At 57.8% G+C, this 12,147-nt stretch carries 9 protein-coding genes and 1 pseudogene; 7 read left to right on the forward strand and 3 right to left on the reverse strand.

Features of this window, described 5'->3' with window-relative positions; genetic code table 11:
• The first annotated feature begins 16 nt into the window (after positions 1 to 16).
• A complete protein-coding gene (locus PSQ19_RS14060) occupies positions 17 to 643 on the forward strand; it encodes a MarC family protein (protein ID WP_282218243.1) in 627 nt (208 codons plus the stop codon).
• 460 nt (positions 644 to 1,103) lie between these two features.
• Here the strand turns inward: PSQ19_RS14060 and PSQ19_RS14065 are convergent, their stop codons facing one another.
• The gene (locus PSQ19_RS14065) at positions 1,104 to 1,892 is read right to left on the reverse strand and encodes a GH25 family lysozyme (RefSeq protein WP_282218244.1); all 789 of its coding nucleotides are present in this window, start codon (positions 1,890 to 1,892) and stop codon (positions 1,104 to 1,106) included.
• A 244-nt stretch (positions 1,893 to 2,136) separates the two neighbouring features.
• Between PSQ19_RS14065 and PSQ19_RS14070 the strand changes: the two genes are divergently transcribed.
• A complete protein-coding gene (locus PSQ19_RS14070; protein WP_282218245.1) occupies positions 2,137 to 3,660 on the forward strand; it encodes a YifB family Mg chelatase-like AAA ATPase in 1,524 nt (507 codons plus the stop codon).
• A gap of 1 nt (position 3,661) precedes the next feature.
• A complete protein-coding gene (locus tag PSQ19_RS19920) occupies positions 3,662 to 4,120 on the forward strand; it encodes an NUDIX domain-containing protein (RefSeq protein WP_407649000.1) in 459 nt (152 codons plus the stop codon).
• Positions 4,121 to 4,334: 214 nt separating this feature from the next.
• On the opposite strand, the pseudogene cfa reads toward PSQ19_RS19920, so the two are convergent.
• Positions 4,335 to 5,285, reverse strand: a pseudogene (gene cfa, locus PSQ19_RS14075) (cyclopropane fatty acyl phospholipid synthase); the annotation flags it as partial.
• A gap of 110 nt (positions 5,286 to 5,395) precedes the next feature.
• Positions 5,396 to 6,406: an aldose epimerase family protein gene (locus PSQ19_RS14080; RefSeq protein ID WP_282218247.1), complete on the reverse strand. Its 1,011-nt coding sequence runs from the start codon at positions 6,404 to 6,406 to the stop codon at positions 5,396 to 5,398.
• Between the two features lie 113 nt (positions 6,407 to 6,519).
• Between PSQ19_RS14080 and PSQ19_RS14085 the strand changes: the two genes are divergently transcribed.
• The 4 genes from PSQ19_RS14085 to PSQ19_RS14100 all read left to right on the forward strand — a co-directional run bounded on the left by PSQ19_RS14085 (position 6,520) and on the right by PSQ19_RS14100 (position 12,144).
• Entirely contained in the window at positions 6,520 to 7,563 is a 1,044-nt protein-coding gene (locus PSQ19_RS14085) for a LacI family DNA-binding transcriptional regulator (RefSeq protein WP_282218248.1), read from the forward strand.
• A gap of 86 nt (positions 7,564 to 7,649) precedes the next feature.
• Positions 7,650 to 9,119 carry a xylulokinase gene (gene xylB, locus PSQ19_RS14090; RefSeq protein ID WP_282218249.1) on the forward strand — a complete coding sequence of 490 codons (1,470 nt, stop codon included), beginning with the start codon at positions 7,650 to 7,652 and terminating at the stop codon, positions 9,117 to 9,119.
• Entirely contained in the window at positions 9,116 to 10,423 is a 1,308-nt protein-coding gene (xylA, locus tag PSQ19_RS14095) for a xylose isomerase (protein WP_282218250.1), read from the forward strand. The genes xylB and xylA overlap by 4 nt, the downstream gene beginning before the upstream one ends.
• A 98-nt stretch (positions 10,424 to 10,521) precedes the next feature.
• Positions 10,522 to 12,144 carry a glycoside hydrolase family 43 protein gene (locus PSQ19_RS14100; protein ID WP_282218251.1) on the forward strand — a complete coding sequence of 541 codons (1,623 nt, stop codon included), beginning with the start codon at positions 10,522 to 10,524 and terminating at the stop codon, positions 12,142 to 12,144.
• The last annotated feature ends 3 nt before the right edge of the window (positions 12,145 to 12,147 follow it).

The raw sequence follows: 12,147 nt of genomic DNA on the forward strand, positions 1-12,147 counted from the left end.
GTCACCGGGGACAGGCATGAACACATTTCTCGTCGCATTCGCAACACTCTTCGCCACCGTTGGCGTCGCTGACATCGCCTTTATTTTTGCCGCGCTCACCAAGGACAATACGCCAGCTCAACGCCGCCTGTTTGCAACGCGCGGCGTTTTGATCGCGGGCTTCATTCTGTTGTTCTTTGGGCTTTTGGGCAATCAGATACTTGATCTGTTTGGCATCACCATTCCGGCCTTGCGCACGGCAGGCGGCGTGCTGTTGTTGCTGATTGCTATCGATATGGTGTTTGCCCGTCACTCTGGTGGGACCGGTACCACCGACGAAGAAGAAACCGAATCCCACAAGCGCGACGATATATCGGTCTTCCCACTCGCGCTGCCGCTTTTGGCAGGTCCAGGGGCAATTTCGGCCATGATTTTGCTGACCACCGGCGCCAAGTCTGACCTCGAATTCTGGCTTGTGCTAGCGGCGCTGGCCGCCATCATGATCCTCGCCTGGCTGACTTTGCTGGTCGCCATTCCCATTCAGCGTCTGTTGGGCCTGACCGGCCTGTCGGTCATGTCGCGCGTCATGGGCATATTGCTATCGGCGCTGGCCATCCAGTTCGTTTTCGACGGAATCAAGACCAGCGGCCTTTTGGGCAGTTAGAACGCATTTGCCTCAAATGCCCGGCATTAATCAAAATTTAACGTCGTTATTGACGGTGCGGTGCGCTCGGGCTCAATGAGATAGCCAAAAACGGAGTCCGACAATGCGCGTCGCTGCTGCGATCATCCTGATCATGTTTGCCATCATGTCGACCGCCGCCGCCAATCGGCCGGTAACCCCCAATGTCGCACAAATCGGGTCAACGACCTGATACCGGCGGCGACGCACCGCCCGCCAATGTTTAACGCTGTCAGCGCTACTTTTTCTTGTGTGAACCGAGAGTCGAACTGTTTGCAGTCGCCGCCACTGCCGCCTTGGGCGTCTCTTTTTTCGGCTTCTTGGCTTCCTTGTTACTTCTCATCTGACCCTTGGCCATCTGCGTCTCCTGTTACGTCGGGCGCAATCGCCCACCTGTAGGCAGCACACGCTATGCCTTTGCCCAAATGCGCACAAGCTGGATTTATTTCTCGATCAGGCACCGCCCGGTAGGGCCAAGAATGGCGATGGCGCGCGGATCACAGCCGGTCAGCAGAAAATTCGTCCAATCGTCCCGGCTACCGTAAAAGGCATTGCGATCAACCTCTGGCTTGACCCCGTTAACCACACCGGTCTGGGTCCACTGCCAAAACGTCCAGCCATCACGACCGCGATAGCGTTGGTGTGGTTCGGCTGCGGTTGAGCGAAGCCAGAACGCATTGGGAAAATGCGCGCCTTCCAGAACGTCGCGATGAAAGGTCATGTCCGTGTAGATGATTGGCAGCTTGCCGGTATGGACTTCCATTGCCGTTAGCATCAGGCGTACTTTTTCCAGCGCATCCTCGCGGTTGGGCTTGTTTTTGCAACTGCTGACGTGGTTCCATTCAAGATCGAGTACCGGCGGCAGTGCATCAGGATCATTGGGCACCATCTTGATGAACCACGCCGCTTGCTCGGACGCCAGTGAACACCAGGTCATAAAATGATAGGCACCGCGCGGCATGCCGGCGGCGCGTGCCTTGGCCCAATTAGTATAAAAATTGGGGTCGATATAGTCTTTGCCTTCGGTCGATTTCATATAGACGAAATGCTGACCGGCGCGCCGTGCCGCCCCGAAATCGACGACGCCCTGATACCGCGCGATATCCATGCCTTGTATCGGCAGGCTGCGCGCCCGCGCTACACCCGAATGCGGTCGATTGTCGCCCGGAATGGCGCTGCCGATGCCACCGCGCGCGCAAGCGGCCAGGCCGATAACTACTAAGGCCAGCACACCGCCCCGTGCCAACCGACGCCATAGGGCAGTTCTCGCGATCGGACGGGCAATACACATGGCAAGGGCACTTTGGGAAAGGAATGTGATCAACCTTTGATTCAACATGGCCCGCTTAATGAAACCTTGCGCTAACGTTTATGTCGGGTTGCGTGGTTAATGTACGCGTTAATGTTCCGTAAACGTTCTTGTCTATAGGCCGAGCCCCTGATAGTTTGGTGCCAAAATATTGGGGACAGCAACAATGGTAACCCGCGTACAGACTGTTGCCTTTCAGGGTATCGAGGCCGTTCCCGTTGACGTGCAGGTGCAAATTGCGCCGGGCCTGCCAAAATTCTTGTTGGTCGGTCTGCCCGACAAGGCCGTGAAGGAAAGCAGCGAACGGGTGCGTGCGGCACTCGTGGCCTCCGGTTTGGGACTTCCGCCCAAACGCATCACCATCAATCTGGCCCCTGCCGACCTGCCCAAGGAGGGCAGCCACTATGATTTGCCCATCGCCCTGGGTCTGATGGCAGCCATCGGCGCTATTCCAACCGACGCGCTCGACGGTTATCTGGTGCTGGGCGAACTTGGCCTAGATGGACGCCTCGCTGCGGTCAATGGAACTTTGCCTGCTGCCATTGCTGCCCATAGTCGCGATATGGGCCTGATCTGCCCTGCCCCCAGTGGCCCCGAGGCCGCTTGGGCCGGAGAAGACATTGATATCGTCGCCGCCGAAAGCCTCTTGGCACTGGTCAATCATCTGACCGGCCACCAACTTGCGGCGCGGCCGGTCGCCATTCGGGCCCCAACCAACACCCTTCTGCCCGATCTGGCGGATATTCGTGGCCAACAGGTTGCGCGCCGGGCGCTCGAAGTCGCCGCCGCCGGGGGGCACAATATGCTGATGATCGGGCCGCCAGGCGCTGGAAAATCCATGTTGGCCACGCGATTGCCATCCATCCTGCCGCCGCTCAATCCGCGTGAACTGCTCGATGTTTCAATGATACAGTCGATAGCCGGGGAACTGGCCGGTGGTGCCCTGTCGGATCGCCGGCCCTTTCGCGCACCACATCATTCTGCCTCGATGGCGGCCCTGGTCGGGGGTGGCTTGAAAGTCCGCCCCGGAGAGGTCAGCATGGCCCACAATGGCGTATTGTTCCTCGACGAACTGCCCGAGTTCTCACCGCAGGTTCTGGACGGCCTGCGCCAGCCGCTCGAATCGGGTGAAACAGTCATTGCCCGGGCCAACGCCCGAATTTCCTACCCATCACGCGTGCAATTGATCGCGGCCATGAACCCCTGCAAATGCGGCATGGCCGGAACGCCGGGTCACACCTGTCGTCGTGGTGCCGCGTGCGCCGCCGATTATCAGGGCCGTGTCTCCGGCCCCTTCCTCGACCGCATCGATATTCGCATCGATGTGCCAGCCGTATCTGCCGCTGATATGATCGCCCCATCCGCGGGCGCGGAATCCTCGGCTCAGGTGGCGCTCAGAGTAAAAAATGCCCGAGAACGTCAGCGACAGCGCTATCTCGAGCGGGGCGTTGTTGGGGCGTTTACCAATGCGCACGCCAGCGCAACCATAATTGAAGCGGTGGTCAATCCCGACAGGGAAAGTCAGGCGTTGTTGCTGCAAGCCGCTGAGCGCTTTTCGCTGTCGGCTCGGGCCTATCATCGCGTTCTCAAGGTAGCGCGAACTCTGGCCGATCTCGCCGGCGCTGAAAAAGTCGCACGGGCCCATATTGCCGAGGCCTTGAGTTATCGTATCAATATGCAGGCGGGTTGAGATGGCAGCTGTTCATAGGATTGCTTGCGGCGCGCTGGTTATCCGAAACGACAAGATACTTCTCGTGCACCATTACCGGCCTGGCATCCATGATCTCTGGATCGCGCCCGGCGGCGGTCTAGAGCCTGGCGAGTCCCTGTCAAAAGCTGCCGAGCGGGAAACGCTTGAGGAAACCGGCATAAGGACCTCCGTTGGGCACCTCGCCTATATTGAGCATTTATTTCGCGCCGACCAGAGTTCGATCAAATTCTGGTTTTTGGCAGATCCTATCGGGGGCAACCTCAATATCGCGGCCAATCCGGCAACAGACGAATCCATTGTTGAAGCCAACTGGTTTGCTCACGATGCCCTGCCAGATGGCCCGGTCTTTCCCGAGCCCATAGGCGCCCGGTTCTGGGACGATTTGGCGGCGGGCTTCGCCGCACCGATAATTCTGCCGCCGCGCATCGCCCGGTTCTAGGTAGCCCTGTGCATAAGGCTGTGGATAAGTGTTTCACGTGAATCGCATCTAGCGAATGCTCGTGTACCCGCCTGGCACGCCATAGGGCGACAGCACGACCTGCCAAAGGCCGATATTGCGCGAGCGGAACAGGGCCGCGAAAATGCGCAGATAATAGGCTCCACATGCGATAAAACCGCTCGTCGTAATTATCTTTGAGCCGCGGCCACGCCTCTTGGAAATTATCGTACCAGGCCATCAGCGTACGGTCATAATAGGCCCCAAAATTGTGCCAGTCTTCCATGACAAAGAGGTTTTCGATCCCGGAGCCTATCTGAGCAACCGAGGGAAGCATCCCATTGGGGAATATATATTTTTCACTCCACGGGTCGCCATGAGTAGTGCTGTGATTGCCGCCGATCGAGTGCAACAGCATTAGTCCGTCATCGTTCAGTAACGAGCGTGCCTTCTCAAAGTACCGGCGATAGTTCTTGTAGCCGACATGTTCGAACATGCCGATTGATATGACGCGATCATATTTGCCCTCGAGCGACAAATAGTCCTGTAGCAGCGTTTCGACAGGCAAACCTTTGGTGCGTTCATTGGCCAGTGCCACCTGTTCTTTGGACACGGTCACGCCAACGCCACTTACGCCATAGCGTTCCGCGGCAAACTGCAGAAACCCGCCCCAGCCCGAGCCGATGTCGAGAATGCGCATGCCCGGTTCAAGCCCGACCTTGCGGCAGATCAGGTCGAGCTTGGCCTCTTGGGCCTCATCAAGACTATCGACGTCCTTCCAGTAACCGCACGAATAGATCATGCGCTTGTCGAGCATCGCGCCATAAAGATCATTGCCGATATCATAGTGCTTTTCCGCGACTTCCTTGACGCGCAGGCGTTGGGTATTGAGCAGGCGACCGCGCAGAGTACTCAGAACCAGCGCAATATCGCGGGGAAATGCGTCCTGAATTTTAGCATTCATGATCCGGAACAGAGATTGATCGAGTGCCTGGCTATCCCACCACCCGTCCATATAGCCTTCGCCCAAACCAAGTGTGCCATCTCGCATCACCCGATCATATAGGCGCTCATCGTGCACCTGGATGTCCCAGGCGCGATTGCCGTTGATCAAGACCCCGGCACGTTGCAATTGCGATTCGATAAAATTCTTTGCTTTTGAGGACATGGCTATGACGCTGATAATGATCTACCTAACGATGACGCCAGATTAGCGCCAGTTTAACGCATACTGCAACGGTCTTGCCGCAGAACAGTTCCCATCGCAGCGTTCCACACTCAGCAAATCTCGATTTCACACCAATGGCGATAAGGTCGCTCTGGGCCGTGAATTATGGAAGGAAAGTGCGGATTGTGCAGCGCGCCCGGAAAACACTGATCCTCAAGGCATAGCCCTGAATGCTTGCCATAGTGTGGCCGGTTATGCCCTGGCACTGAGACATCGGTCCAAACCCCGTTGTAAAATTGCACACCGGGTCGATCTGACCAGATTGACAGCGTCAGCGCACCGTCAGGTCCCTCGACCAGCGCAATTGGTTCATTCAGATCCCGGCCATTATCGAGCACCAGATTGATGTCATAGTCGACAGCAGCACCAGTGCTGTCGCGCAGGGTGCGTGGCGTACGCAGATCATATTGTGTGCCCTTTGAGGGCAGGATTGCACCGGTGGTGCATAGGTCCGAGCCCAGTTCGGTATAGGCACTCGAGTTGATCTGGACCTTATGGTCAAGCACGTCGGGTCCGGTGCCCAGATTGAAATATTGATGCTGGACCAGACTTATTGGCGTTGATCGGTCCGCTGTGGCGCTCAGATCGAGCCTGAGCCGATTGCGCTTAAGCGTATAGACGGCGGTAAAAGTGACGTTGCCCGGATAGCCCATCGCCCCATCGGGGCTGAAGCATGAAAAGCTGACACTGTTGGCTTCCTGATTGACGATGCCTTTCCAGACCTGCAAGCCAAGACCGTCCGATCCGCCATGCAATTGCAGTGCGCCGACATTGGGCGGCAATTTGAATAATTCGCCGTCAAGCTCGAACGAGGCATCCTTGATACGATTGGCGACCCGACCCGCAAGCGAACCAAAATGCGGACTGTGTTTGACATAGTCCTCAATGGTATCAAACCCGAGGACGACCGAACGCAACTGCGCATCAACCGGTACACGCCAGTCCCTGACGACGACGCCAAAGCTGATAATGTCAACTTCCACGCCTGTTTCGCTGGTGAAAGTGAATTGCTCAACCGGTTGGTCTTTGAAACGACCGAACGACGAAACCGATACTGACATGGCAAACTCCCTGTTGGCACAAGCTTTTAGCCCTCCCCCGCTGCCCTGACAATGTCGGCCCTTGACCTTTTTGTGCCGCCCGTTTCAACTTGGTAGCGACAAGGAGACCCCGATTGCGCGAGACAGCTGCCGCCCCCCGTCGTGCCACTGTTCATGATGTTGCGCGTGCCGCCGGCGTGTCGCTGGCCACCGTTGATCGTGTGCTCAACAATCGAACCGGGGTGCGACCCAACACCGCCAAAAAAGTCGCCGAGGCCGTCGCCAGCCTCGGCTTTCAACGCGATATTTCCGCGTCCTTGCTGGCCCGCGCCCGCGATCTTCGCGTGCGCTTTCTTATTCCCGCCGGTTCCAACGAGTTCATGGATAGTCTAGCTGACGCCGCGACTCGCCGCATTGAAACGGCATTGATCGAGCGCTTGCAGATCGGTGTAACCCGGCTGCCCCTGCTGGACGCGGCGGCACTTGTCGAAAATCTCAACCTGTTGACCACTGATTTTTGCGATTGTGCCGTCATTGTTGGCACCGAAGAACCATCGGTTTTGGCCGCTGTTGAAGCGGCAACGCGCCGCGGCGTCATGATCATGACCTTGGTGTCGGATCTGCCCGCGTCCAGCCGCCGCCACTTTATCGGCATTGATAATGTCGCCGCAGGTCGCACGGCCGCCTCGCTGATGGGACGATTTTGTAGCCATGGTGGCAAGATCGCCCTGATAGCCGGGTCAATGCACCTGCATGACCATCACGAGCGACTTGAAGGATTCCGCGCCGTCGCCGCCGAATTTGCTGGACTGCGCCCGTTGCCGCCGCTTGAGGGTCACGATGAGCATCACCAGACCCAGGTGCTCGTGGAGCAGTTACTCGCATCGCATCCTGATCTTGTCGGCATCTATAATCTGGGCGCTGGGACAGCCGGGCTGACGGCAGCGCTGCGCCAAACTGGACGCGCCGGGTCGGTACGCGTCATAGCGCATGAACTCTCGGCCTCGAGCCGCTTGGGCCTCACCGACGGCACGATCGACGTTGTTCTCGACCAGGATCCAGATGGGGAAATTCGCGCTGCACTGGCGGCGGTTCGCACCCTGGCGCTGGGCTCGGGTGCGGTCGAAAACGTCAAGCCTATTGAAATCAGGATATTCCTGCGCGACAATTTGGGTTAAGAGGCAAGCCATCACGCAATTGGGATCGCCCGCCAGGGCACGCTGGAGTTGAATGCGATGATAGGCAATTTTGAGGTACGTACATCATGACAGCCAGTTTTCTGGGCATCGATATCGGCACGTCCGGCGTGAAGGCACTCCTGATTACTGAAGATGGCGCAATAATCGGCGAAGCCACTGCACCTGCGCGCGAGCCGGTTCGCCCGCACCCGGGTTGGTCGGAACAGGATCCCGCCGACTGGTGGAGCGCCACACTTGCCGCGATTGACTCGCTTTCGAAAACGCATACGCAAGCGCTCGCTGCTGTTCGCGGAATCGGGCTGTCCGGCCATATGCATGGCGCTACGCTCCTTGATAAAAACGATGAGGTGCTCCGCCCCGCCATCTTGTGGAATGACGGTCGCTCCAGCGCCCAATGTGCTGAAATGGAGGCCGCGCTGCCCGAACTGCGGGCGTTGGCGGGCAACATTGCCATGCCCGGCTTTACCGCACCAAAAATTGCCTGGGTGCGCGAAAATGAGCCCGCAATTTTTGACAGGATCGCCAAGGTCCTGCTGCCCAAAGCCTATGTCCGCCTGCTGCTGTGCGGTGAGTATGTCGAAGACATGTCCGATGCCGCCGGAACCCTTTGGCTCGATGTGGCCAAGCGCGACTGGTCCGAAGCCTTGCTGGGCGTCACCGGGCTTGACCGCTCTCACATGCCGCGATTGGTCGAAGGCACCGAGGTCGCGGGCAAGCTTAAACCGGAACTGGCCAGCCGTTGGGGCATGAATGGTGAGGTCGTGATTGCTGGCGGGGCTGGTGACAATGCCGCCTCCGCCAGCGGCATTGGCGCCATTCGCCCCGGCGAAGGCTTTGTTTCGCTGGGAACGTCGGGCGTTCTGTTCGTTTCCAACGACAAGTTCCGGCCCAATACCGAAGGCGCTGTGCACGCATTTTGCCATGCCATTCCCAACACCTGGCACCAGATGGGTGTTATCCTGTCCGCCACGGACAGCCTCAATTGGCTCGCAAAATTGACCGGGCAGAACGCGGCCCAACTGGCCGGCGCCGCAGAGGCGCAGTTTACCGGACCGGGGGAAGAAATATTCCTGCCCTATCTGTCAGGCGAACGCACCCCACACAATAACGCCAGTGCCCGCGGCAGTTTTGCCGGCCTCTCGCATGTGTCCGATCCTGCACGATTGACGCAGGCGGTGATGGAGGGTGTCAGCTTCGCAGTGCGCGATTGTCAGCGGGTCCTCGCCGACGCCGGCACCAGCATTGACCGCCTGCTGGCCGTTGGGGGCGGCTCGAAATCAGCGCTTTGGCTGAAACTTCTGGCTACCAATCTCGACATGGAAATCGCCCTGCCCGATGACGGCGATTTTGGCGGCGCGCTGGGCGCAGCGCGTCTGGGCCTCTGCGCTGCCAGCGGTGCCGACCCGCAAACGGTGATGACCATGCCGGCCATCAAATCCATTATTGCACCCGACAAATCCCTGTCGGCTGCCTATGCCGATCAATATGCGCGCTATCGCGCGCTCTATCCCGCCATCGAGGAGGCAATTTCGTGACTGATTTCTTCAAGAATATCGCTCCGGTCAAATATGAAGGCGAAAACAGCACCAATGCGCTGGCCTATCGCCACTACAACAAGGACGAAATCGTCCTGGGCAAGCGGATGGAGGATCATATCCGCCCCGCCGTTGCCTATTGGCACAGTTTCGCTTGGGAAGGTGGAGATCCGTTTGGCGGGCGCACTTTTGACCGTCCATGGTTTGACAAGGGCATGGAAGGCGCCAAACTCAAGGCCGATGTAGCCTTTGAACTGTTTGACCTGCTCGACGCGCCATTCTTTTGCTTCCACGATGCCGACATTGCCCCAGAGGGCGATAGTTTGGCAGAGAGCAGCAAGAATGTGCGCACCATCGCCGAGATTTTTGCCCGCAAGATGGAAACCAGCCGCACCCGCCTGCTCTGGGGTACGGCCAACATGTTCTCCAACCGCCGTTTCATGTCGGGCGCCTCGACAAACCCGGATCCGGACGTTTTTGCCTATGCCGCCGGTCAGGTGCAGACCGCCATGCAAGTCACTCATGAGTTGGGTGGTGCCAACTATGTGCTTTGGGGTGGCCGTGAAGGCTATGAAACGCTGCTCAATACCCGCATCGGGCAGGAAATGGACCAAATGGGGCGGTTCTTGACGCTTGTTGTCGAGCACGCCGAAAAAATCGGCTTTAAAGGCCAGATATTGATCGAGCCAAAACCGCAGGAACCAACGAAGCACCAATATGACTTTGACGTGGCGACAGTCTATGGTTTCCTCAAGAAATATGGTCTTGAAAATCACGTCAAATGCAACATCGAGGTGGGCCATGCCTTCCTTGCCAATCATAGTTTCGAGCATGAATTGGCGCTGGCCGCCTCGTTGGGCATCTTGGGTTCGGTTGACGCCAATCGCAACGATCTGCAATCGGGTTGGGACACTGACCAGTTCCCCAATTCCGTTCCCGAAATGACTTTAGCGTTCTATCAAATCTTGAAGGCGGGTGGATTGGGACCAGGTGGCTTTAACTTTGACGCCAAATTGCGTCGTCAGTCTATCGACCCTGCCGATTTACTGCACGGCCACATTGGTGGGCTCGATGTGTTGGCGCGCTCGCTCAAGGCCGCTGTGGCCCTGATCGAAGACGGCACCTACGACAAGGTCGTCCAAGATCGCTACGCTGGCTGGAATGCGCCTGAGGCCCAAGCCATGCTCAACGGCGAGCGCACATTGGCACAAATTGCCGCGCGCGTTGAAAAGGAAAACATCAATCCCCAACCCCGTTCGGGTCAGCAGGAATATCTCGAAAACCTGATCAACCGTTTCGTCTAGACAGGGATTAGGGGCAGGCAGAAAAGCCTGCCCTTCCATACAAACAAACTATCGAGCCAATTGCAGTTCCCGCAATTTATCCCTGAGGGTCGTAAGCCGTGTCTCAAATCACCAATCCCATTCTGCCTGGCTTTAATCCGGATCCCTCAATCCTGCGGGTTGGCAAGGATTACTATATCGCCACCTCGACCTTTGAATGGTATCCGGGCGTTCAAATCCACCACTCGACCGATCTGGCCAACTGGAAGTTGCTGACACGCCCCCTCAATCGCGCCAGCCAGCTCGACATGCGCGGCGATCCTGACAGCTGCGGCGTCTGGGCACCCTGTCTTACCCATGACGGCGAAAAATTCTGGCTCGTCTATACCGACGTCAAGCGCAAGGATGGCTCGTTCAAGGACGCCCACAATTATATCGTCAGCGCCCCAGATATCGAAGGGCCCTGGTCCGATCCGATTTATACAAATTCATCGGGTTTTGATCCATCCCTGTTCCATGATGACGACGGTCGAAAATGGTTCGTCAACATGCTCTGGGACCATCGCGCGCGTCCCCTGTTGTTCGCTGGTATCGCGCTGCAGGAGTTCGACGCCAAGGCCGGCAATTTGGTTGGCCCGATCAAGAATATCTACAAGGGCACAGACCTCAAGCTGGTCGAAGGCCCGCATCTCTATAGGCGCAATGGCTGGTATTATCTGCTGACCGCCGAAGGGGGCACCGGCTATGACCACGCCATAACCTTTGCCAGGTCACGCAACATCGACGGGCCCTATCAAACCCATCCCCAAAAACACATTCTGACTGCCAAGGATCACCCCCTCAACCCGTTGCAGCGTGCCGGTCACGGCGATCTGGTCGAAACACCGGACGGCCAAACCTATCTGGTGCATCTGACGGGCCGTCCGACCACCCAGAAACGGCGCTGCGTGCTGGGCCGTGAAACCGCCATCCAACAGGCTTATTGGGGTGAGGATGACTGGCTTCACGTGAAGAACGGGCCAGTGCCATCTTTGCTGGTTGACGTTCCCGGCGCGCGCGATGACACCGATTACTGGACTGAACAGAATTATGCGTTTAGCGCCGATCGCCCCCTGCCCATCGACTTCCAATGGCTGCGCACCCCTGAAACCGAACGCATTTTTTCGCTCACGGCCAAACCGGGCGCGTTGCGCCTGTTCGGGCGCGAATCGATCGGTTCATGGTTCGAACAGGCCTTGGTGGCTCGGCGCCAGACGCACTTTTCTTTCGACGCTGAAACCATGCTGGACTTCGCTCCCACCGACGAACGCACCATGGCGGGGCTCGCTGCCTATTATGGCCGCTACAACTTTTTCTATCTCGCCGTGACCGCTGACGCCGATGGGCAGCGGGAACTACTGATTTTGAGTTCGGAGGCTAGTTTTCCCGATGGCAAATTGCGCTTTCCCGCCGATCCTGTCGTCATACCCAATACCGGCTCAGTTCGGCTCGCCCTGACCATTCGGGGCGCCGCCCTGCAATTTTATCATGCGCTGGACGATGGAGAACTCACCCCGATCGGACCAGTCCTCGATGCCTCGATATTGTCCGATGAATGTGGCGGTCACGCCGAACACGGCAGTTTCACCGGTGCCTTTGTCGGCATGGCAGCCCACGATCTGAACGGCACTGCGACCACGGCGGATTTTTCCCGCTTTATCTATCGCCCGGTCGCCGATCCGACGGATCGCTACGAGGTATAAGGC

The organism is Devosia algicola, from assembly GCF_028816455.1.
Classification (GTDB): domain Bacteria; phylum Pseudomonadota; class Alphaproteobacteria; order Rhizobiales; family Devosiaceae; genus Devosia; species Devosia algicola.

What these genes read in the sequence shown, in the direction of transcription:
- PSQ19_RS14080 (WP_282218247.1), bottom strand. Translation starts at nt 6,406, where the DNA reads ATGTCAGTATCGGTTTCGTCGTTCGGTCGTTTCAAAGACCAACCGGTT.
- xylB (WP_282218249.1), top strand. Translation starts at nt 7,650, where the DNA reads ATGACAGCCAGTTTTCTGGGCATCGATATCGGCACGTCCGGCGTGAAG.
- PSQ19_RS14060 (WP_282218243.1), top strand. Translation starts at nt 17, where the DNA reads ATGAACACATTTCTCGTCGCATTCGCAACACTCTTCGCCACCGTTGGC.
- PSQ19_RS14070 (WP_282218245.1), top strand. Translation starts at nt 2,137, where the DNA reads ATGGTAACCCGCGTACAGACTGTTGCCTTTCAGGGTATCGAGGCCGTT.
- PSQ19_RS19920 (WP_407649000.1), top strand. Translation starts at nt 3,662, where the DNA reads ATGGCAGCTGTTCATAGGATTGCTTGCGGCGCGCTGGTTATCCGAAAC.